The sequence below is a fragment of the uncultured Bacteroides sp. genome (assembly GCF_905207245.1).
Classification (GTDB): domain Bacteria; phylum Bacteroidota; class Bacteroidia; order Bacteroidales; family Bacteroidaceae; genus Bacteroides.
The window spans coordinates 53,599-75,655 of the sequence record NZ_CAJLKP010000015.1; the positions used below are offsets into that span (position 1 = coordinate 53,599).

The 22,057-nt window shown below is 41.7% G+C and carries 19 protein-coding genes and 1 pseudogene; 9 read left to right on the plus strand and 11 right to left on the minus strand.

What is annotated here, in order from left to right; all coding sequences use genetic code 11:
- The first annotated feature begins 7 nt into the window (after positions 1-7).
- Positions 8-1,288 carry a DcaP family trimeric outer membrane transporter gene (locus QZ135_RS07015; RefSeq protein ID WP_294607147.1) on the plus strand — a complete coding sequence of 427 codons (1,281 nt, stop codon included), beginning with the start codon at positions 8-10 and terminating at the stop codon, positions 1,286-1,288.
- Positions 1,289-1,390: 102 nt separating this feature from the next.
- Here the strand turns inward: QZ135_RS07015 and QZ135_RS24900 are convergent, their stop codons facing one another.
- From QZ135_RS24900 to QZ135_RS07025, 3 genes are all read right to left on the minus strand, one after another.
- Positions 1,391-1,708 (minus strand): type II toxin-antitoxin system RelE/ParE family toxin, encoded by a 318-nt coding sequence (locus tag QZ135_RS24900; protein WP_365978576.1) that lies wholly within the window; start codon positions 1,706-1,708, stop codon positions 1,391-1,393.
- Positions 1,702-2,019: a hypothetical protein gene (locus tag QZ135_RS07020; protein WP_294607149.1), complete on the minus strand. Its 318-nt coding sequence runs from the start codon at positions 2,017-2,019 to the stop codon at positions 1,702-1,704. Before QZ135_RS07020 ends, QZ135_RS24900 begins: the two co-directional genes overlap by 7 nt.
- 177 nt (positions 2,020-2,196) lie before the next feature.
- Positions 2,197-3,528 carry a hypothetical protein gene (locus QZ135_RS07025; protein ID WP_294607151.1) on the minus strand — a complete coding sequence of 444 codons (1,332 nt, stop codon included), beginning with the start codon at positions 3,526-3,528 and terminating at the stop codon, positions 2,197-2,199.
- Between the two features lie 751 nt (positions 3,529-4,279).
- On the opposite strand from QZ135_RS07025, the gene QZ135_RS07030 reads away from it, so the two are divergent.
- The 5 genes from QZ135_RS07030 (at position 4,280) to QZ135_RS07050 (ending at position 8,560) form a co-directional block, all read left to right on the plus strand.
- Complete coding sequence (locus tag QZ135_RS07030; protein ID WP_294607153.1) at positions 4,280-5,278, plus strand: 2-hydroxyacid dehydrogenase; 999 nt, start codon at positions 4,280-4,282, stop codon at positions 5,276-5,278.
- Between the two features lie 164 nt (positions 5,279-5,442).
- Positions 5,443-6,147 carry a pirin family protein gene (locus tag QZ135_RS07035; RefSeq protein ID WP_007213364.1) on the plus strand — a complete coding sequence of 235 codons (705 nt, stop codon included), beginning with the start codon at positions 5,443-5,445 and terminating at the stop codon, positions 6,145-6,147.
- 81 nt (positions 6,148-6,228) lie between these two features.
- Positions 6,229-6,960 (plus strand): MBL fold metallo-hydrolase, encoded by a 732-nt coding sequence (locus QZ135_RS07040; protein ID WP_294607155.1) that lies wholly within the window; start codon positions 6,229-6,231, stop codon positions 6,958-6,960.
- A 12-nt stretch (positions 6,961-6,972) separates the two neighbouring features.
- Positions 6,973-8,100, plus strand: coding sequence for a DUF4468 domain-containing protein (locus QZ135_RS07045; RefSeq protein ID WP_294607157.1), 1,128 nt, complete (start codon positions 6,973-6,975; stop codon positions 8,098-8,100).
- Positions 8,101-8,182: 82 nt separating this feature from the next.
- Entirely contained in the window at positions 8,183-8,560 is a 378-nt protein-coding gene (locus tag QZ135_RS07050) for a VOC family protein (protein ID WP_294607159.1), read from the plus strand.
- A 73-nt stretch (positions 8,561-8,633) separates the two neighbouring features.
- Here QZ135_RS07050 and QZ135_RS07055 read toward each other — a convergent pair whose 3' ends face one another.
- Complete coding sequence (locus QZ135_RS07055) at positions 8,634-8,816, minus strand: hypothetical protein (protein WP_294607161.1); 183 nt, start codon at positions 8,814-8,816, stop codon at positions 8,634-8,636.
- A gap of 111 nt (positions 8,817-8,927) precedes the next feature.
- On the opposite strand from QZ135_RS07055, the gene QZ135_RS07060 reads away from it, so the two are divergent.
- Positions 8,928-9,659 carry a class I SAM-dependent methyltransferase gene (locus tag QZ135_RS07060; RefSeq protein WP_294607163.1) on the plus strand — a complete coding sequence of 244 codons (732 nt, stop codon included), beginning with the start codon at positions 8,928-8,930 and terminating at the stop codon, positions 9,657-9,659.
- 23 nt (positions 9,660-9,682) lie between these two features.
- On the opposite strand, the gene QZ135_RS07065 is transcribed toward QZ135_RS07060, so the two are convergent.
- Positions 9,683-10,222, minus strand: a complete 540-nt coding sequence (locus QZ135_RS07065; protein WP_294607166.1) for a TlpA disulfide reductase family protein — start codon at positions 10,220-10,222, stop codon at positions 9,683-9,685.
- 25 nt (positions 10,223-10,247) lie between these two features.
- On the minus strand, positions 10,248-12,113 hold the full coding sequence (locus QZ135_RS07070) for an SLC13 family permease (protein ID WP_294607168.1): 1,866 nt from the start codon (positions 12,111-12,113) through the stop codon (positions 10,248-10,250).
- A gap of 241 nt (positions 12,114-12,354) precedes the next feature.
- Here QZ135_RS07070 and QZ135_RS07075 point away from each other — a divergent pair, with 241 nt between their 5' ends.
- Positions 12,355-18,147, plus strand: coding sequence for a DUF3320 domain-containing protein (locus tag QZ135_RS07075; RefSeq protein ID WP_294607171.1), 5,793 nt, complete (start codon positions 12,355-12,357; stop codon positions 18,145-18,147).
- Between the two features lie 22 nt (positions 18,148-18,169).
- Here QZ135_RS07075 and QZ135_RS07080 read toward each other — a convergent pair.
- From QZ135_RS07080 to QZ135_RS07100, 5 genes and pseudogenes are all read right to left on the minus strand, one after another.
- Positions 18,170-18,367, minus strand: a pseudogene (locus QZ135_RS07080) (Fic family protein); the annotation flags it as partial.
- Between the two features lie 270 nt (positions 18,368-18,637).
- Positions 18,638-19,375 (minus strand): hypothetical protein, encoded by a 738-nt coding sequence (locus tag QZ135_RS07085; RefSeq protein WP_294607174.1) that lies wholly within the window; start codon positions 19,373-19,375, stop codon positions 18,638-18,640.
- 113 nt (positions 19,376-19,488) lie between these two features.
- On the minus strand, positions 19,489-20,250 hold the full coding sequence (locus tag QZ135_RS07090; RefSeq protein ID WP_294607177.1) for a Fic family protein: 762 nt from the start codon (positions 20,248-20,250) through the stop codon (positions 19,489-19,491).
- 2 nt (positions 20,251-20,252) lie between these two features.
- Positions 20,253-20,993 (minus strand): Fic family protein, encoded by a 741-nt coding sequence (locus QZ135_RS07095; protein WP_294607179.1) that lies wholly within the window; start codon positions 20,991-20,993, stop codon positions 20,253-20,255.
- A gap of 9 nt (positions 20,994-21,002) precedes the next feature.
- Positions 21,003-21,665, minus strand: coding sequence for a helix-turn-helix transcriptional regulator (locus tag QZ135_RS07100; protein WP_057327337.1), 663 nt, complete (start codon positions 21,663-21,665; stop codon positions 21,003-21,005).
- Positions 21,666-21,804: 139 nt separating this feature from the next.
- Between QZ135_RS07100 and QZ135_RS07105 the strand changes: the two genes are divergently transcribed.
- Positions 21,805-22,047, plus strand: coding sequence for a hypothetical protein (locus tag QZ135_RS07105; RefSeq protein WP_005847908.1), 243 nt, complete (start codon positions 21,805-21,807; stop codon positions 22,045-22,047).
- The last annotated feature ends 10 nt before the right edge of the window (positions 22,048-22,057 follow it).

A 22,057-nucleotide genomic window follows, 5' to 3' on the forward strand; every position in this document is an offset into this window, starting at 1 on the left:
AACTTAAATGAAGACAATCTTAAAAGTAATGTTTCTGTTATGCGGTGCCGGACTTATTCCCTCCGCAGCCAAAGCGCAAGAAAAAGTAGTTATTGATGACGAAGCTCCCAACGGGATCGTCATGGTCACCCTCGACAAAGCAGGTGACGAAATCGTTCGCATCATGAACGAGTCGCAGTTCAGATATATCCACGACCCACAAGCTCCCCGCTTCCTACTGATGGACAAGAAAGGGAAGTTTGCCCTCGGTATCGGTGGATATGTACGCGCCACAGCCGAGTATGACTTTGGGGGCATTGTGGATAACATAGACTTTATCCCTGCCGACATCCCCAACTCCAGCAAAGTGAAAAATCAGTTCCAGATGGATGCGCGCACTTCCACTATCTTCCTGAAACTGGTGGGTCACACCAGGCTGCTGGGTGATTTTGTGGTATACACAGCCGGTAACTTCCGGGGTGGCGACAAAGCGTTTCAATTGCGTAATGCCTACATGTCGTTCCTTAACTTCACCGTAGGTTACACATACGGCGGCTTCATGGACCTGGCAGCTTTGCCTTCCACCATCGACTACCAAGGTCCTAACGGCGCCAGTTTCTACCGTGCCACCCAACTTGCTTACACGTACAAAGGCCTGAAGAATTGGCGTTTTCATGCTTCTATAGAAGTACCAAGCGTAGACGGCACTACCAACGACCAGCTTACTGTTGCCCAGCAACGCATGCCGGACTTCACAGCTTACGCCCAGTATGGCTGGGGAGCAAACAGTCATCTCCGTGTAGGCGGCCTTGTTCGTAGCATGACCTATACCAGCACGCTCAGCGACAAAGCATCCGATGTGACCGGATGGGGTGTACAGGCATCCACTTCTTTCAATCTCAGCAAGAAGTGGGAGATTTTCGGGCAAGCCACTTACGGAAAAGGTATCGGACAATATCTGAATGACATCAGCAACCTGAATGTGGACATTGTTCCTGACCCGGAAAAAGAGGGTAAGATGCAGGCATTGCCTATGTTAGGCTGGTTTGCGGGAGCACAATATAACATCTGTCCGAAGGTATTCGTATCCGGCACTTACAGTATGTCACGGCTTTATTCTGAGAATGGTTATCCTAACGACCGACCAAGCAGCTACCGTTACGGACAGTATCTTGTAGCGAATGTATTTTGGAATGTAACTCCCAATATGCAGGTAGGGGCGGAATACTTACGTGGCTGGCGCACGGATTTCAGTAACTCTACGCATCATGCCAACCGAATGAATCTGTTGGTGCAGTATTCGTTCTAAGATAAAGTATTGATTAAAATAGCAAAAGAAACAAGAATGGTGCAAATATCAATAGTATAGTAACTAAGAGATTTGCACCATATGTTTTGTCTTTCTTTATCTTTAAACACTCAATGTTTTGGGGTTCCGACGAACATCCCATACTGCGGCAATTTCCACAGTTTGAGTTTCTTCGAGTACCCTATAGATTAGTTTATAATACTTATGCACAACAAGGGAACGATAAACTTCTACCTGATCTTCTAAAGATGATTCCAGAGGACCGGCGTAGGGATTCTTAATAAGAACTAAGCATGATTTCACAAGTAAGTCGTTCAAAACTGAAGCCATTCTTTCATTCTGGCTCCACGACAGAGTGTAATAATAAATTGCTTTTAAACTATTTAGAGCAGTTTCAGTCCAAACTACATTCATTACCATAGCCTTCTACGCGCCAGAACCTCTTCTGTAGTGTATACTCTCCCCGCTTTACTATCTTCCCGTGACTTCCTCAACTCCTCCTTCAACTCCTCTACCGTAAACTGGCAGGGAGCGTTCCGATAATCATATTCTTCCTCCTCTTGCATCAGACGCAAGGCATAGTCCCGTATTTCCTGTACGATTCTCGGGTTCTCAATCTGCATTACAGATTGCACTGTTTCCACTTTCAGGCTATTTAAATCGGGCCCGTAAGCCGCAGCAGGTTCATTCACCGTTTGCTTTTGTTCTTCGGAATCAGGATATTTTTTCATAATCACTCCTTTCTTTGATATTGTAACAACAAAAGTACATAATATTATCCGTAAAAAATCCTCGTTTCCTTAAAAGTTTTATTGAAAAGAAATATTCGGGATATACTTTATGACAAAGCCGTCTCAAGTATAATATACCCAAGACGGCTTCTGCTATATAAATAAGTAATTATGAAATCAGAAACTGTAATCGATGCTAAGACCGAACACTTTGTTAGTACGGCTGTATACGTTCGTACCGCTCAATCCGGTGCCATTATAATTCTGAGAAGTTTTCGTATAATCTTCATAGGTTGTCCACATATAACCCACGTTCAGATTAGCTTTTTCACTCAACTTCAACTTTGCTCCAAAGCCCAAAGTATAAGAATCGCAAGAAAAGCTGGTGTCGCTCTGATAGTCGTTAGACAATCCATAGTCTGTAATCTGACCACCGAAACTCACAGTCAGACGCTTGACTACATCCCATTCAATACCAGCCAGATACTCGTTTGTTCCCTTCGTCAGATGCTTCTGCTTGCCGCCGGCCATTCCCGCACTCTTATCATCAAAGAAGTGATACTCTACAGATGCACGCAACACCGGAAGAAATTCATAAGCAGCAGCTACAGATAGCATGGAAGGAATATCATTGGGAGTGTTCACACCATGCTTGTAATCCGCCAATTCACTTTCAGCGGCACCAATCATACGAAGCGAGTTCTCTTTAGTGGAATTCTCAATGTTCAGGTTAGTCATAAACTCATACTTTGCACCAATGTTCAGCTTGCCCAACTTAGCATCCAAGCCGATAACCGGAGTAAATCCCCATCCGGTCTGGCTGCAATCCAAGTCGATGCCGATAAGTTCCGTGCCGACAGGTATTGTTCCTCCGGCAGGCGAAGGCAAATCCATAGCAGCACTGGCATTTAATGCACCCTGATAGCCACCGGTAAAGTAGTTCATACGACCACCCGCAAAAACAGAAAGCCAGTCTGTTGCCTTATAAGTCAAACCCAACTGTACAGAGTAGATGTACTGTTTGCCATCCATATAGCTTTTCAGCGAATAGGCATTGCTCGGAATTTTTTGGGCTCCCAATCCGCCTATCACCATAGCATCGAACATGGGAAGACCATCATCAAACGAGGCTTTTCCACCACCGCCAGTAATGCCGAAAAAGCCGGAAAGTGTCCAGTCACCCATCTTATAAGCAGCAAACAAACTGGGAATAACAGGCGCGGATGCCTTACCCTCATAATACTTATTCAGCCCCAAACCTTCGCACGAAGCATCGATATTTCTTGTTTGGAAAGCACTCTGAATGCTCAAAGACATATGAAAGCCGTCAGCCGGTAAAAATGCCAGACCTGCCGGATTGGACAAAGCACCGTCTATTTCTGTTGTAGCACCGCGGGATAACATGCGGAGAAAAGCAGCATGCTGATTTGTATTCGTCAGCAGCCCTCCTGCAAAAGTTGAAGTTGAAACGATTAGCATCATAAAGCTAATCAAGCTAATTTTTCTCATCTAAATCTTTTTTAATTGTTAGCGGGCGCAAAGGTACAATAATATTGCACATCAGAAAGTGTTTTGTGCAAAAAGATGCATCACAGACAAAATTTAATTGAAAAAAGAAACTGTTTCTAATGAAACTGATAAAGAAAAGATATGGAGGATGTATAACAGAACCGGAAGGAGACAATCGCGTAATCATAAACAACGAATCACAATCTCGCAACCAACTAATCTCAAACATGCAAGGAACTAATCTCTGCGCCGCAAGAAACTAATATTTTCCTTGCATCTAACTATTCATACTATAACTATTTAACTTTCTTACAATATCTGTTGTAAGAAACTAATATAATTATTGTAAGAAACAAACACAATTGATGTACGAATAATTAGATGCAAGGAAAATATTAGTTTCTTGCGGCGCGGAAATTAGTTTCTTGCAAGAGCAGAATTAGTCTGCCGCAAGTGTGCAATTGACAGGGAAGGCTACCCGTCCCCCCCTGCTACTTCTGAACCTTATCATTCACACACGTGTTATTTATACTAAGTATGCCATCATCATTAGCTTATACCAAGTAAATGAGCATAATTAATTCGTATATTGAGTATCTGTCATCCTGAGCTTGTCGAAGGATCTCATCCCTATAGAAACACAAAGAGAGTAGATGCTTCGACTACGCTCAGCATGACAGATACTCTTAATATATAAAGTAATTGGGAGAACATACTTACTATATATTAAATTCTAAAAATTTCAGAAATTATGGCATATACAATTGCTTTTTTCGGCACCAAACCCTATGACGAGGCTTCGTTCAATGAGAAGAATAAAGAGTACGATTTTGAGCTCCGCTATTATAAAGGGCACCTGAACAAACACAATGTGATACTGACACAGGGTGTGGATGCCGTCTGCATATTTGTAAACGACACCGCAGACGCGGAAGTGCTCCGCATGATGGCGGACAATGGCGTGAAGTTATTGGCACTGCGTTGTGCCGGATATAACAATGTAGACCTGAAAGCGGCTGCCGATTGTGGTATCACAGTGGTACGTGTACCCGCCTACTCGCCCTATGCCGTAGCAGAATATACCGTGGCTCTCATGCTGTCGCTGAACCGGAAAATTCCACGCGCTACTTGGCGCACCCGTGACGGAAACTTCTCCCTACATGGACTGCTTGGTTTCGATATGTATGGCAAGACAGTCGGCATCATCGGTACGGGAAAAATTGCCAAGAAACTTATCATGATTCTGCGCGGTTTCGGCATGAACATACTGGCTTATGACCTATACCCCGACTATAACTTTGCCCGTGAGCATCAAGTGGTGTACACCACGCTGGACGAACTTTACCACAGTTCGGACATCATCTCCCTGCACTGCCCGCTCACCGAGCAGACCAAATATCTCATTAACGACTACTCCATCAGCAAGATGAAAGAGGGCGTAATGATTATCAATACCGGACGCGGACAACTGATTCATACCAACGCACTGATAGAAGGATTGAAGAACAAGAAGATCGGTTCCGCCGGACTGGACGTGTACGAAGAAGAAGGCGAATACTTCTACGAAGACCAGTCGGACCGCATCATCGATGATGATGTACTGGCACGCCTGCTTTCCTTCAACAATGTCATCGTCACTTCACATCAGGCGTTCTTCACCCGTGAGGCATTGGAGAATATCGCCACTACCACACTTCAGAATATCAAAGACTTTGCAAGCGGAAAAGCCTTGGAAAATAAAGTGATATAGCTACGAGCTACAAAGCTACAAGCTACAAGTCCTTGCGGTATGATCGCGCCCATATAGCGTAGCTACTTGTAGCTTGTAGCTCAAGTAGCTTTTAGCTCACAAAACTTTTTCAAAACCAGTTTGTTATCTATACATATCAACCATTTAAAAGAAAGGAATTAATTATGAAAAAAGTAATAGACAAAGCGGAAAGCCGTGGACGTGCTCTATATGACTGGCTCGACAGCCACCATACTTTCAGCTTCGACACCTACTATAACCCGCGCCGCATGAACTTCGGTGCCCTGCGCGTACTAAACGACGACCGTGTAGAACCAGGCAAAGGCTTCGGTACCCATCCACATAAAAACATGGAAATTATCTCCATCCCTCTGAAAGGAAAGCTGAAACATGGCGACAGCCAGAAGAACAGCCGCTCCATCACACCGGGCGATATACAGACCATGAGTGCCGGTACCGGTATTTATCACAGCGAAATGAACGGCAGTGACACCGAACCGGTAGAATTCCTGCAAATCTGGGTAATGCCGGAGAAGCTGAACACACCACCGGCCTATCAGGATTATGACATCCGACCGTTGCTGCGCAAGAACGAACTGACACTGATTGTTTCACCGGACGGTGACGCTCCTGCCAAGATGCTGCAACAGGCATGGTTCTCCATCGGAGAGATAGAAGCAGGCAAAAAGATTGGCTATCACATGCACCAGTCGCATGCGGGTGTGTACATCTTCGTGATTGAAGGTGAAGTGAAGGTGGACGATACAGTGCTCTCACGCCGCGACGGCATGGGTGTATATGACACTCACAGCTTTGAGCTGGAAACACTGAAAGACTCGCATATCCTGCTGATGGAAGTGCCGATGTAAGTCTTTTAGATAAAAATAACAGCTAAAAGCCAAGGTTTGTGTAGTGTTTTTCGTAATATTGCGCTATAATTGAACCTGTGCATGAAACTTGATTACATTTACCATAGCGGCTTCGCGATTGAAGCGGACGGAGTGACGGTCATTATCGATTACTATAAAGATTCCTCTGAAACGGAATATAATAAAGGTATCGTTCATGACTATCTGTTGGGAAGACCGGGAGAACTATATGTGCTCTCTTCCCACTTTCACCCCGACCACTTTAATCGCGAAGTTCTTTTATGGAAAGCCGAACGCCCGGATATTCACTACATCTTCTCAAAAGACATCCTGAAACATCGCCGCGCTGCGCGTGAGGATGCCACCTATATTAATAAAGGTGATGTGTACGAAGACCCGAATATCCGTATCGAAGCATTCGGTTCCACAGACGTAGGAATCTCGTTCCTGATTGACCTGCAAGGCATCCGGCTGTTTCATGCCGGAGACTTGAATAACTGGCATTGGAGCGAAGAGTCCACCCCACAGGAAATCCGGAAAGCGGAAGGCGACTTCCTTGCCGAAGTGAAATACCTCCGGCAAACCACCCCTTCGGTAGACGTAGCCATGTTTCCTGTGGACAACCGCATCGGAAAAGATTATATGAGAGGTGCGGAACAATTCGTGGAACAGATAAAAACCGCTATATTTGTACCTATGCACTTCAGCGAGGAATATCAGGGCGGAAATGCTTTCCGGGAATTTGCCGAAAGCAAAGGTTGCCGTTTCCTGTCCATAACCCACAGGGGCGAAAGTTTCGATATAACTCAATAAAACATACCTATTATGAAAAATTTGACACAATTTCTTTTAGTACTGTTATGCGTCTGTCTGCCGGCAACCGTGTTTGCGGACCAGAATAAAGACAAAGATGATGACAGCAAGTATCTGGCGGGTGCAGTGCCCGAAGTAGATGGGAAAGTAGTATTCACCAAAGAATTCAGCATTCCCGGCATGTCTCAGGAAGAAATCTTCAAACGCATGCAGAACTGGATGGAAGCACGGTTGAAAAAGAATGAAAACACCAGTCGCGTAGTCTATACCAACCTCGAAGAAGGACAAATTGTAGGTACGGGCGATGAATGGATTGTGTTCAGTTCAAGCGCTCTATCACTGGACCGTACAAAGGTTCTCTATCAGCTTTCTGTTGTCTGTGCGCCCGAAAAGTGTACAATGGAAGTAGAGAAAATCCGCTATGTCTACCGCGAAGGAAAAGAAAAATATACGGCGGAAGAATGGATTGTAGACAAATATGCGCTGAACAAGGCAAAAACCAAATTAGTACGCGGACTTGCCAAATGGCGCAGAAAAACAGTTGACTTTGTAGACGACCTTGCTATGGGAGCAGCCGAAGCTCTGAGTGCTTCCACCGCTAAGAAAGCAACTGAAACGGCCCAGGCGGAAGAAAAGAAAGAAGAAAAGAGTGTTATCAACTCCGGTCCGATAGTCATTGCACCCAAGACGGCAGTTGAAGTGAAAGCTCCGGCAGAGGCTGAAAAAGTTACGGTTATCCCTGCCACTCCGCTTACTCCGGCTACTCCTGTTGCTTCAAATGCAACACCGGGCTACAAGGAAGTAGCTCCCGACCAATTACCCACCAATGCTATCCAGATGGGTGCAGGCAAGTTAGTACTCGTAATCGGATCGGATGCATTCAACATGACCATGATGACGGCTAATGCCGGTGGTTCATTGGGCAAATCGTCAGGCAAGTCTGTCATATTCAGCTTCCTCTCTCCCGATCAGCCTTACGAGCAAATGGAAAAAGCCGAAACATATACAGTACGCTTCTATCCGGCCAATCAGACAGAACCGTCTGTTGTTCTGGAATGTAAGAAAATGCCTTCACAAGCTCCTATGGATGGTCAGCCACGCATGTATGTGGGTGAGATTGTGAAAGCGTTCGTGAAATAGTGATAAATGAAGAATGAAGAATTGAGCTGCGCTGTTATGCTGCATAGAGCAATTCTTCATTCATCATTAAATATTAATCAACATGGAAATAAAAGCTAAATTCGACCACTTCAATATTAATGTCACCGACTTGGAACGCAGCATTGCTTTCTATGAAAAGGCATTGGGACTAAAAGAGCATCATCGCAAAGAAGCCTCAGACGGTTCTTTTACACTGGTTTATCTGACGGACGGCAGCACAGGTTTCCTACTGGAACTGACATGCCTCAAAGGGCATCCGCAAGCTTATGAACTCGGAGAGAACGAAAGCCATCTATGCTTTCGCGTAGCAGGTGATTATGATGCTATCCACCAATATCACAAAGAGATGGGATGGGTATGTTTCGAAAATACATCTATGGGACTATACTTCATTCACGACCCGGATGACTACTGGATTGAAGTACTACCAACGAAATGATAAAATAGAATGGTAAAATAATAAGATGGTAAGACGAGGGAATGTAATCCTATCATCTTACCATCTTATCATTTTATTTATGACGATTCGCCCTCTTCTTCCGTATATCCGCCTTCATTTTGGCAGCACCGGAACCATGTTTTCCGGTAACATACGCTTTCTTCTTGGCTTTAGTCTTTACTTTTCCATCTTCCTTTGGTTTGTCTTTCTTTCCTTTAAAGACAATACCGCCCATCATTGCATCTTCTACACTCATATATTCGGCTTCTTTTTGTTATTCTGTTATAAACTGGGACAAAGATAGTTTTTTTCAGCCAATGGATGGCATTTTTCGTATCTTTGCGCCAACTTTTAAAGATTGAATAGAATGAATACCGCTCTGCTTTCTGCTGGCAAAGACCCGATGGGCGCTGCCATCGCTGATTACTTTAAACTACATAAGGCCGACCGCCTGCGAGTCTTCTCTTCGCTATTTGACGAAGACGAAATACCGGTGAAAGAATTATTCCGTACGGAAAAACAAATGCCCGTTCTGGAACGGAGCGCCCTGCAATTGGCTACGGGCAAAATTCTGGATGTGGGTGCCGGAAGCGGTTGTCACAGCCTTGCTTTGCAGGAGGCAGGCAAAGATGTGCATGCCATTGATATTTCACCTCTTTCAGTAGAAGTGATGCAGCAACGGGGTATATGGCATGTCACACAGACCAATCTGTTCGACGAACATTTCTATGAGTCCTACGACACCATATTAATGCTGATGAACGGTTCGGGTATCATCGGGAAATTGGAGAATCTGCCCACCTTTTTCAGGAAAATGAAGTTGCTGCTTCGCCCTGGTGGCTGCATTCTTATGGATTCCAGTGATTTGCGATATCTGTTTGAGGAAGAGGACGGAAGTTTTGTTATTGACCTGGCAGGGGATTATTATGGAGAAGTAGATTTTCAGATGCAATATAAAGATATTAAGGGAGAGCCGTTTGACTGGCTTTACATTGACTTCCAGACTCTTAGTCTTTATGCTGCCGAGAATGGTTTCCAGACAGAATTGGTGAAAGAGGGAAAACACTACGATTATTTAGCCAAGTTGACCTTAAAATAAGGTCAACTTAGCTTGCTGTTTCTTTATTTCTTTGCCAGCATTTCGTCTATCTTCTTCACAAGTGAGGCAAATTCTTTCTCATTATACAAGCGGGTCAGCATCACAATGCGACCATCCTTGTCAATAAGTACATTGCGGGTGATTCCGGCTTTGCGTAGCGCATATTTAGCAAAGATATCTGCACCGGGGTCCAATCCCAACGGATAAGTAACACCGGTTGATTTACCGAACGCAATCACCTTATCCAACGGTTCGTCACGGTCTATGCCGATAAGGGCAAAGTCTGAGTTGCCTTTATGCTTCAACCAGATATCCTTTTCTATGAAAGGCATCTCCTTACGGCAAACGCCACACCAACTGGCCGTGAACTGCAACATCACCACCTTACCACGAAGTTCGGAAAGTGTGACTTGCTTACCATCTGTCAGGGTAATGGTAAAATCGGGAGCCATCTCCCCCACTTTCACTATGTAGCCGACATCATCGGCAGCCACCTCCTGCGCCTTGCCTGACAGACTACAAAGGGCGAACAGAATAAAAATCAAACTTTTTACTGTTTTCATTAATCATCTATTTTTTAAGTTTTACTCAAAACGGAAACAATAACGGGAGCACAAATATCATCACAATTCCCATAATTATCTGTAAAGGCAAACCTACTTTAACATAATCCATGAATGTATAACGTCCCGCCTGCATCACCAACGCATTGGGCGGAGTAGAGAACGGAGAGGCAAAACACATACTTGCCGCCACAGTAACAGCAAACAGGAACGGGAAAGGACTCAACTCCAATTGTATCGCGGATTGGAGGGCAATCGGAGCCAAAAGTACCGCCGTAGCCGTATTACTGATAAACATTGTCATCAGCGAAGTAGTGAAGTAAATGCCTGCCAGCAGCACGTATGGTCCATAACTACCAAGCCCGTTCACCAATGATTTAGAAACTAAGTCGGATGCTCCGGTCTTTTCTAAAGCCAACGACATGGGCATCATAGCGGCAATCAGGACAATGCTTTCCCAGTTAATGGTCTTATATGCCGCCTCCACATTGCGGAAACAGCCGGTAAGCACCATCAACAAGCCTGCAATCATCACCGCCGTTACAGGAGCAACAGGTATGAAATCGAACATCATCATCACTACCATTCCCAACATGATAATTGCAGCAACAGGTGCTTTATGGTTAAGCGTCACTTTTGCGGCCTCAGCCAGAGGTTGACCGAGTACTACCCAATCTGAAGGATCATCATTTAACCGGGCTATATTCTCCCAGGTACCCTGCACCAGCAATACATCTCCCGAATGCATTTTCTCATCTTTCAGATTCTTCAGTATGTACTGGCGTTTGCGCTGAATACCCAGAATATTCACACCGAATTTCTCACGGAAACCGGAATCTTTCACCGGTTTGTTTACCAAATTGGAAGCAGGCATCAATACGATTTCAGCAATACCGATTTCTGTGAACTCAAGTTCTTCACTCTTAGATTCTACTGAACCTTCCGCCGTATGTGTATCCAGCAATTTCAGTGCATTTTCTTTGGCAAGGCGTTCTACATTAGAGAAGTCGCCCAGCACATAAAGAATATCATTCTCCTGAATAACCGTATTGGCAGCAGCCATCTCTTGGCTCATCGTCTTGAAGAAATGACGGCGGGAAGAAGAAGATTGGCGGCGAACCTCCATAATTCCCGCATTATAGCGCTGCGGAATGTTCAACTCTTGTATGGTTTTTCCGACTAAAGGTGATTGACTTTCTACCTGCACCCGACATAAATTTTGGAACAATTGGTACTCTCCTGCCAGTTCTTTCAGTGATTTATTCTTGTTCCCTTTACGGGTTTTATCTCCCTTCTTAGTCAGGAACATCTTACTCAACGGAATCAATACAATCAATCCGACAGTTACACAAACCAGACCTACAGGGGTAAATGAGAAGAAAGTGAGCGGTGCATATCCCGCAGAAGTCAACACTTCCTGGATAACAAGGTTAGGTGGCGTACCAATCAACGTCATCATCCCCCCCATGCTACTGGCAAATGCGAGCGGCATCAACAAGCGGCTGACATTGATTTGTGAACTCATAGCCATACTGACTACAATAGGAAGCATTAAAGCCACCGTTCCGGTATTACTGACAAAGGCACCGATAAAGGCAGTCACCAATATGATAAGGACGAAAAGCTTCAACTCACTGTCACCGGCCAATTTCAGGATACGGCTACTTATCATCTTCGCCAATCCTGTCTGGAAAATAGCACCGCCCACAACGAACAGTCCTATCATCATTATCACTACGGAATTGGAGAACCCGGTCAGTGCCTCCTCAGGTGTCAGAATGCCGGATATGATTAACAACACTAAGGCACAAAGCGCCACCAAATCTGAGCGTACTTTGCCGCTCATAAAAAATATTGCAGAAAGAAATAAAATAATGAGGGTAATATACATATAGATATAAAATTTGTATGTTTATAAACACTTCAACAGTGTCTTTTGTTCTATGGAGTTGCAAATATCACAAAAATCAGAACGATAGACAAGAGGGTGAACCCTTTTTGAACTAAATAAACGGAAAATATCTCACTAAATTCATAATAAAAGCTGGATTATTAACAATATATTCATACCTTTGAATCCGGGAGTGATAGTATGGGCTCACCCCTTTTATCAGTTAAATTCTATAACAATAATGGAAAACGGCAACACAATTACAGGCACCTTCAATGGGACAATTCACTTAGAATACCTGCCATGTATTAATTATGCAATGATCCACAATCATGTGCCTTCATGCAATTTCTGCGAACTAATGAATAATGATGCAGTTGACTGGAACCACATCAAAGTTTCAATAGACGGAGAACTGATAAAGCACTCGGAAAGCATTCTGGAGATAATTCCAAAAGGACAAAATGTACAAATCAGTAGTCTGGAAATATCCCCCGAAAACGAAAAGTTGATAGAACTGACAGAAGGCATCGATACCCACTTCATCCTGACCATTACCATTTCCGGTAAAATAGCCCATCAACAAACATTTCCCATCAAACTGATGGCTTATGACCAATGGACCGGCGTCGGTATTATGCCCGAACTTTTAGTCACTTTTGTCACTCCCAATCACCCTATACTTTCAAGAATAAGCGTAAAGGCTTCACAATTTCTTGAGAAATGGACGGGTAACTCTGCCTTAGATGAATATCAGACACAAGATCCCAATCGCGTACGGGTTCAGGTGGCTGCCATCTATGAAGCTCTACGCTCTGAATCTTTGATATATTCCACGGTTCCGGCCAGTTTTGAAACGATGGGACAACGTATTCGTTTAGTAGATAATGTACTCACCAGTAAACTGGGTACATGCATAGACCTGACTTTGCTTTATGCTTCTTGCCTGGAAGCAAACGGCATTCATCCCCTTCTGATTTTATTGAAAGGGCATATATTTGTAGGTGCATGGCTGACAGACGATATCTATCACCAGACTGTGGGAGACGATGCTTCTTTCTTACTAAAAGGAAGTGCAAATGGCATCAGCGATATTGTATTGGTAGAAACAACCGCAATTACATCTTCTCAGAACATCTCGTTTGAAGAGGCGGTAACAACAGCTCAAAGGGAACTCAAAGAAGAAAGTAAGTTTGAACTATTCATTGATGTATACAGGTGCAGGCTCGATAAAATCCGTCCACTGCCACAGCGCATAAACCATAACGGTGAGTGGCAAATAGAAAACAACGGAATAGAACATGAGAATGCAACCAGAAAAGTAAATCAACTGGACCGATATGAAATAAAGCTGGACGACAGCAAGGATAAAATTACCAAGCAGGTTATATGGGAAAGGAAGTTGCTGGATTTCTCCCTTCGCAATAATCTGATTAACATCAGGCTTGGCAGAAGGGTCATACCTTTCATCTCTTTTGCTATCGACCATCTGGAAGACCACCTTCAAGCCGGAGAGAATTATCAGATATTAGCCAGCCCCGCCAAAAGTAAAATAGAACCCGGTGAGACAGGATTATATGACTCTTCACTCTGGAAAGAGAATCTGGAGGAATTAGTAATCAGTGAACTGAAAAACAAAAAGATTCGCTCCTATCTGACCGAAAGCGAACTGCAAAACTCACTCAAATTCGTATATCGAACTTCACGGACTGCCATTGAAGAAAATGGTGCCAATTCGTTGTTTTTAGTCTTAGGTGTCCTGAAATGGTACGAATCCACAAAGAGTGTGAAGCCTCGCTTTGCCCCTATCCTGCTACTGCCGGTAGACATCATACGACGTGGTGGTACAAACGGATATATCATCCGCACAAGAGATGAAGAGATTATACTGAACATAACCCTGGTGGAATTATTGAAGCAACAATTTGAAATAAATCTCTCCGGACTTAACCCGTTGCCAAAAGACGACAGCGGCGTAGATCTGAAAAAAATATTTGCCGCAATTCGCACCTGCATCCGTAACATGAAAGGCTGGGATGTAGTAGAAGAATCCATGTTAGGGCTATTCTCATTCAACAAGTTTGTCATGTGGAATGATATTCACAGCAATGCGGACAAGCTGAAAGAGAATGCCATCATAGCCAGCCTGATGGAAAACCGTATCCAATGGCAGGACGTAACTCCGGAAGTTGACGCCAGAGAGATAGATAAGAATTGCAAACCTACCACCTTTTCCATTCCTGTCGATGTGGATTCTTCCCAACTGGAGGCTGTCATAGAATCAGGAGAAGGGAAGAGTTTTATATTGCACGGTCCTCCGGGAACCGGAAAATCGCAGACTATCACCAACATGATAGCGAATGCCTTGTACAAAGGAAAACGCGTACTATTTGTTGCAGAAAAAATGGCGGCACTTTCTGTTGTACAAAACCGTCTGACCAGAATAGGATTGGATCCGTTCTGTCTGGAATTACACTCCAATAAGGTTACTAAATCTCACTTCCTGGCTCAACTTCAAAAAGCCATAGAAGCTATTCATATCCAATCTCCGGCTGAGTTTGAAAGTACTTCAACACAATTGTTTGAGCGAAGAAGAAAGCTGATTGACTACATGGAGGCGTTACATCATCCTCATATATCCGGCTTTTCTCTTTACGACTGCATAACAAACTATCTGTCTATACAAGGGGATGAACTCCCCATTGACTTTTCCCTATTGGATGGTATTACAAAAGAAAAACTTACAGCACTTTGCGAAAAGATACAGGAATTGGATACGGTCTTTCAGATAACAGGGCATCCGCAGGAACATCCACTAAAAGGATTAGAACCGCATAATACTTCCTTAGAAAATTGCCAAAAGCTGCAAGATGGATTCAGGCATCTCATAGATTTATTCAATCTAATTACAACCAACAGAAAATCTCTTTCAAGTAATCTGGGAATCTCAATACCGGATAACTGGGAAGGAATCAACTGGATGGGCAAAATAAGCGACTTACTTCTTTCGGTTCCATATCTGAATAAATCATTATTAGAGATAGGCGGAAATACCAACCTGATAGAAGAGTGGAAAGATATCGTTTTATCAGGTCGTGAACGAGACGCTTCACAAGCAGAGTTGAGTAAAGACTATGCACCTCAAATCCTTGAAGAGAATGCGTTTATTCTTCAACAAGAATGGAAAACAATTGGGACGAAATGGTTCTTACCCAGATTCTTCGCAAAACGTTCCTATCTCAAGAGGCTAAGGCTCTACAATACGAATTTGCAGGCTGAACAGATACCCGGGCTTTTAGATAAACTCGACACCTATCAAAAAAATAATAAGATAATTCAGGAACAGTCTTCCGAGTTGTCATCCTTCTTTGGTTTCTTAGGAAGAAAAAATAAAGAAAAATGGGATGATATTACTTCCACATTGGAGATTCTTCCAATGGTTTACAGTACTTTAGTAGAGTATGCAGAAATAACCCAACAGCCATTTGTAGAAGTCCTTAGTCAATTTGTGAGCAAGATTGACGTGGATTGGAGCACATTCCAGCAATCCAATGAACACATATTCAAGCAGGCAGTCAACACCTCCAGTGAACTAAATACCACTCTTAATGAAATGGAAAGTCTGTGCTACATGCAAATGCCCGACAACGACCTTGAAATAAAATTACCGTTCTTGCTTAATACATGGCTGGCACATTTCAATCTGATTAAGGATTGGGGACAATGGTGCATCCGTAAAAGGGAACTGGAGTCCCAATATCTTACCGTAGTTATCAACTATATTACCGATCAGCATAAAACAGGATTAGAGGCGGCAGATGCATATATGAAAGGTGTTTATCATCAATTAGCAATCAGAACGGTTGATGCAGACGAGACTTTGCGACTTTTCAACGGATTGCTATTTGAGGAAATGATTAATAAGTATAAGTCGCTGACTACGGAATTCCAGGAGCTGAGCAAAAAAGAACTATATTGCAGATTAGCAGCAAAGATACCTTCTCTAACAATGGAAGCTGCATCCAGTTCCGAGATAGGAATCCTGAAAAGAAACATCTCCAATGGAGGACGTGGTACGTCCATCCGGAGAATTATAGACCAGATACCAACCTTGTTGCCCAAACTGTGTCCATGCATGTTGATGAGCCCGATATCAGTAGCACAATATATTGACCTGGATGCAGAAAAGTTCGACCTTGTCATCTTTGATGAAGCTTCCCAGATGCCCACCAGTGAAGCTGTCGGCGCGATAGCCCGGGGTAAAGCATTAGTGGTGGTAGGAGACCCCAAACAAATGCCGCCAACGAGTTTCTTCTCCTCTTCGCAGGTCGATGAAGAAGAAGCTGAATTTGATGATATGGAAAGTATTCTGGATGACTGTATTTCACTATCAATTCCATCCCGTTATCTGACCTGGCATTACCGTAGCAAACATGAAAGCCTGATTGCTTTCAGTAACTCCCAATACTACAATGGGCAATTATATACTTTTCCTTCCGTAGACAACAGGGTTTCAAAAGTACGTTTGGTTCAGGTCAACGGAGCGTATGACAAGGGACGTACACGCAGTAACTATGCGGAAGCGGAAACTATTGTGAAAGAAATACTCCATCGCTTGCAAACACCGGAGCTCTCCGAAAAAAGCATAGGCGTAGTATCTTTCAGTCAGGTACAACAGAATCTGATAGAAGACATGCTGATAGAGGAATTGAACAAATATCCGGAATTAGAAGAGAAGGCTTTCCAAAGTAATGAACCTATCTTCATTAAGAATCTGGAAAATGTGCAAGGTGACGAACGGGATGTCATACTTTTCTCTATAGGATACGGACCGGACAAAAATGGTAATGTATCTATGAATTTCGGCCCACTAAATAATCAGGGTGGTGAGCGCCGCCTGAATGTAGCTGTATCCCGTGCCCGCTATGAGATGATTATCTTCTCTACTTTGCGTTCCGAGCAAATAGATTTGAAACGTACCAAGTCCAGAGGTGTGGAAGGATTAAAAAAGTTTCTGGAATTTGCAGAACGTGGCACATCTCCTATTCCGGCAGTCCAACTTCAAAATCAAAAACAAAGTAATCTGATAACTTTAATAGCTCAGGAGCTCACTCAACGCGGTTATAAAGTGGACACTCTTGTTGGGCATTCAAACTTTAAGGTTGACTTGGCTATTGTAAACCCGGAACAACCAGATACATATATCTTAGGAATATTGTGTGACGGCAAGAATTATTATGAAACAAAAACTACCAGAGACCGCGAGATTGTGCAACCCACCGTCTTGCAGACGCTTCATTGGAATATCATGCGGGTGTGGTCCGTCGATTGGTTCGAACATAAAGAGAATGTAATAGAACGAATTATCAAAAAGCTGGAGGATGTAAAGAATGTAAAAGCAGAAGAAAAGCCACCCCTTCCGATACAACCTGCTGTTCTGAAAGCATTCAGCATAGAAAACGAACCTGTTATAGAATTAGTGAATAGCCGTGAGAAAGAGTATGTTTTTGCTGATTTGCCTGAAATAAGCTATAGTACGGATATTGATAAGGTAATGTCCTCATCTTATCAGGTAAAAAGGCAGCTTGAGCAAATAGTACGGATTGAACAGCCTATAACAAATACTTTGTTATATAAAAGAATCTTACGTATCTGGAAATTAGCAAGAGTGACTATCCGGTTACAAGGATTTATTGACTCTCTTCTCAAAGATACATACAAAGACCCTTTATCGGGAAATTCCATTATCTACTGGGAAAGCGAAGAGAAGGCGAAAGACGCTGACTTTTACCGCATCAATTCCAAACGTGATATTCTTGACATTCCGGTTTTAGAGGTAATGAGTGCCGCTCGCTATGCCATAGAGCAACAGATTTCGATGCCGATAGAGGACTTAAAACGGCTGACTTCCCAACTTCTGGGTTTCAGCAGAAAAGGTGCAAACTTAGATATGGTAACGGAACAGGCTATACAAATTCTGATTGATAGAGGAATATTCAAGCATACGGATGGAATGGTATCCATGAATGATTAAAGTTCATGGATGGCATAGGATTTCATTTTTCAATCTCATAAATCCTCTCTATTTGCTTATTCAGAAAACAATCAGCATATTGGCTATAATCTTCTTTTTCGTAAAATGCTATCAATCCTTTTCTGTAGTTCAAGATATCAGCATCTTTGGAAGAATAAACAGGAATAATATCAGCATTCATCAGGATGATACTCTCTACCATACGTGAAGTTCGTTCAGAACTGAAAGATTCAGCTCACTATGATTTAAAACAAAAAATCCGAAATCTCGAGAAGATTTCGGATTTTTCTTTGAGGTTCCTGGCGGATTTTAAACTGACAAGATAATCCTTTTATTTTCAATTGATTAGAATATTTACAGTTCCGCTACTGTAAAACAATTGTAAAACAAATACTCTGTTTAAATCGTTTATTAATTATCACAAAGATAAACTGATAATTTTGATTTGCAAAGAAAAAATGGAAAGATTTATTCTATTTTTTAATTTTAGTTAGATTCGATCTTGTCCTAAAGGGGATTTTTTAAGATTATCCAATCCAGAGTTTATTAGTTTCTGCAGAAAAATTCCTAAGTCATTAATTATGCTTTCAAATTCCATAGTTGTTTTCATTATATCCGACCAGTTGATATTGGTGATAATATTTAATTGATTCAAAACATCTTGATCTTTATGAGCAGCAGTATTATTCCTTACTGTATGTAAGTATGTGGAATTCGTCGATTGAAACAGGTTTAACCGAGAACGAATACTTTTAAGCTCTAACTCAAACGATGTTATATCAATCCTCTTAGATATAAGATCTTTAAAATTTTTACCCAATAATTCAAATATATCTTTAGATGATTCATACATAATAGTACATATTTGCCTTGCATAGAATCTTTTATGCCATTCTGTTTCCGCAAAGTACATTCCTACCTGTATCGTTTTAACATCTATCGAAATCAAAGTCACAAATCCGGAAATGTTCCAAATCAATTTATTGTCATCAAATACAATTTTCTGGGTTTCATACCATTGTTTCTTTGAAGCATCTTTCTCATTATTAACCTTATCAATACAATATTGAATTTGTTGATTACAGTGACTAATGCTTTGCTCAAACAAATTTAGCATCACCTCTTGTTCTGCAATCTTTTTTAGAAGAGTTAATTTTAGCTCTTTTCCCTCCCTACCTTGCATTTTTTTAGCAAGCTCTCTGTCTACTCCTGAAATATTGTATTTCATACTTTCACTTATTAAATTAGATAGTACTTAGCAATCTGAAAAATAGTATATTAATATTTTAACTCCCTCCTACGCTATACAATTAATTTCTTTGTCTCATACTTCAAATCAACTCAAAGCATAATAGACAAATACTTCTGCAAAGCAGTAATTTCCGCATCAATAACTAATTTTTGAAAGTCTTCTATCAAATGTTCTGTATGCGACTTTTCCAATGCTTTGTAATAGCTAACTTTGGCATCATTACTACCTTTTAGGGTGATAATAACATAGCCATGACGAAGAAGATACAAGTTCATCAGCAAACGAGAGGTACGCCCATTACCATCTATAAACGGATGAATCCGCACCAATTCATCATGTAAATAGGCAGCAATAAGAACAGGATGCACCTTTTCTGCTTCCATTTGCTTGAAACGGAGAATGAAATCTTCCATCTGCTTCCCTATCAGATAAGGTTGTGGCGGCATATGCGTACTACCTGAAATCATAACCGGAACAGTGCGATACCTTCCGGCATTCTCACGGTCTATCCCATGAAGAATAAGGGCATGTATTTCTTTGATGGTTCGTTCGCTTATCTCTATATCTTGTTTGGCAATATCTTTAATGTAGCTGATAGCTTCCGCATGATTGATAGCTTCTAAATGTTCGCGCATAGACTTCCCCGAAATAGTAACGCCTTCGTTCACTACAAGGGCTGTTTCCTGTAAAGTGAGTGTGTTACCTTCTATACGATTACTTTCGTAGGTGTATTCAATATCCAAAGCATCCTGAATCTTTTTCAAAGCTTCTTCGGGCAATGGACGCAAAGCCGATAGCTGTTCTTTAAGAACATCTACCTCTTTCAGCATAACATTTATATCTTCACTCATGATTATTCTATTTCTCTAATTCGTTCTACTTGCTTATTCAGGAAGTAATCGGCATACGGAGAATAATTTCCTGCTTCATAAAAGGCAATCAGCCCTTTCCTGTAGTTCAGTATATCAGCATCCCTTGAAGAATAAACAGGGATAATATCAGCGTTCATCAATGCAATGCTTTCCATCATTCGGGAGGTACGTTTGTTTCCGTCAATGAAGGGTTGTAGTTTGGCTATGTTGCAATGAAGATAAACGGCTCGCTCCAATGGATTTGTATATTGTTCTTGTTGATAAAGTATTTCATTCAACTTTGCCCGAATATCATGCAAATCCTTTGGCGGTATATATTCCGTGCCGCTAATACGGACAGCCCTTGTTCTTAAAAAGCCTGATTCTTCATCAGAAACCAACCCTGTAGATATAGATTGATGCACTCTGAATAAAGTACGCTCATCTATCACTTCCTGATTTTTCCCTTTATTGATATATTCCAATTCAGAGATGAAAGTATTATATAAATTTTTCAACATCTTGGCATCCTCATATTTCTTTTCAGAGGTGATGCCATCTTTAAGCAATGCTTCTGTTTCTACATAAGTATAGGTATTGCCTTCTATTTTACCGGAATAGTAGCACCATACAACGGTTAAGTCCTTTATTTCATTTGAGCGCAAATCCGATAGCTTTGCCAAAGGATGATTCAAAATGAATTGCGCTTTTTCCTGTTGCTCTTTATTAAATATCTGTTCCATAGTTTATGGTCAAATCTTGTTATTTCCTATAATACTCTTACTTTCATAATACTTAATCCTGCCTTTAAGTTCATCAATATCTTTCTTAATGGAATCAGAGATAGGAATATTATGCTTATCCAAAAAGGCTGTGAGCTTTTGAAGTTCTTCCTGTACTTCCATTTTTCGGATGCCGTAATAATAGGTAGAAGTGAAATCAAATTCATCTTTAGTCATCAATACCCGTGCCACATCTTTAGGAGTAGTCTTGTCGGTGATATGAATATCTGTTTCAAGCATCGAAGATATATATTTTAAATCCGAAGCATCAGGACTATACTGTTTTTTTAGTACATCGAAATAGGAATTAAACTTTTGTTCTTTAGCATCCCATTCAAGTTTCACCATTCCAAAGCCATGAATCGAGTAAGCTATCACCTTTTTAATAAGCCCTTCCATTTCTTCTTTACTGATACAAACGCCATCTGATGTGCCAGTAGAATAGCTATCAAAGAAATAAGCAGGTTCTACATTAAAGTATTGAGCCATACTTAATAATGTATCTATTTTAGTAGAGTTTGCCTTGATGATTTTGTGCAAGCTCTGCTCTGTCATACCCAATTCAACAGCAGCCTGTTTCATTGTTACGTTTTTCTTTTCGCACAACTCCTTTATTCTTTCAAGATGAACCATATAAGTGTATTTAAAAGTCAAACACCAAACTATTAGTTTAGCTTTAAATATATTATTTCTATATTTGCAGCATCAAAGATAAGAAATAAAATTTAGTGTTCAAATAATAAACAGATTTTCTAACTAAAAAAGTAGAAGTATGGAAACGGTAATTGTAACTACAGAATCCGCTATCGAAAAGATAATGGAAAGAGTATTGGATAAGAAGTTGCCAAAGCCTCCTGAATCGGATGTAGAGAAGACTTATAGTATTAATCAAGTAGCCAGAATGATGGGACGCTCACACAAGAAAATTTCAGACCTTGTGGCAGCAGGCGTACTAAAGGCTACTGCTGATAACCGTATTTTTGAGAGTTCTATTAAAGAGTACAACAACAAGTAAAGCTATTTAC

Coding starts and splice junctions, on each gene's coding strand:
- QZ135_RS07075 (WP_294607171.1), top strand. CDS start 12,355: ATGGAAAACGGCAACACAATTACAGGCACCTTCAATGGGACAATTCAC.
- QZ135_RS07030 (WP_294607153.1), top strand. CDS start 4,280: ATGGCATATACAATTGCTTTTTTCGGCACCAAACCCTATGACGAGGCT.
- QZ135_RS07095 (WP_294607179.1), bottom strand. CDS start 20,993: ATGGAACAGATATTTAATAAAGAGCAACAGGAAAAAGCGCAATTCATT.
- QZ135_RS07100 (WP_057327337.1), bottom strand. CDS start 21,665: ATGGTTCATCTTGAAAGAATAAAGGAGTTGTGCGAAAAGAAAAACGTA.
- QZ135_RS07045 (WP_294607157.1), top strand. CDS start 6,973: ATGAAAAATTTGACACAATTTCTTTTAGTACTGTTATGCGTCTGTCTG.
- QZ135_RS07035 (WP_007213364.1), top strand. CDS start 5,443: ATGAAAAAAGTAATAGACAAAGCGGAAAGCCGTGGACGTGCTCTATAT.
- QZ135_RS07040 (WP_294607155.1), top strand. CDS start 6,229: ATGAAACTTGATTACATTTACCATAGCGGCTTCGCGATTGAAGCGGAC.
- QZ135_RS07070 (WP_294607168.1), bottom strand. CDS start 12,113: ATGTATATTACCCTCATTATTTTATTTCTTTCTGCAATATTTTTTATG.
- QZ135_RS07060 (WP_294607163.1), top strand. CDS start 8,928: ATGAATACCGCTCTGCTTTCTGCTGGCAAAGACCCGATGGGCGCTGCC.
- QZ135_RS07020 (WP_294607149.1), bottom strand. CDS start 2,019: ATGAAAAAATATCCTGATTCCGAAGAACAAAAGCAAACGGTGAATGAA.
- QZ135_RS07015 (WP_294607147.1), top strand. CDS start 8: ATGAAGACAATCTTAAAAGTAATGTTTCTGTTATGCGGTGCCGGACTT.
- QZ135_RS07065 (WP_294607166.1), bottom strand. CDS start 10,222: ATGAAAACAGTAAAAAGTTTGATTTTTATTCTGTTCGCCCTTTGTAGT.
- QZ135_RS07050 (WP_294607159.1), top strand. CDS start 8,183: ATGGAAATAAAAGCTAAATTCGACCACTTCAATATTAATGTCACCGAC.
- QZ135_RS07090 (WP_294607177.1), bottom strand. CDS start 20,250: ATGAGTGAAGATATAAATGTTATGCTGAAAGAGGTAGATGTTCTTAAA.
- QZ135_RS07025 (WP_294607151.1), bottom strand. CDS start 3,528: ATGAGAAAAATTAGCTTGATTAGCTTTATGATGCTAATCGTTTCAACT.
- QZ135_RS07055 (WP_294607161.1), bottom strand. CDS start 8,816: ATGAGTGTAGAAGATGCAATGATGGGCGGTATTGTCTTTAAAGGAAAG.
- QZ135_RS07105 (WP_005847908.1), top strand. CDS start 21,805: ATGGAAACGGTAATTGTAACTACAGAATCCGCTATCGAAAAGATAATG.
- QZ135_RS07085 (WP_294607174.1), bottom strand. CDS start 19,375: ATGAAATACAATATTTCAGGAGTAGACAGAGAGCTTGCTAAAAAAATG.
- QZ135_RS24900 (WP_365978576.1), bottom strand. CDS start 1,708: ATGGTAATGAATGTAGTTTGGACTGAAACTGCTCTAAATAGTTTAAAA.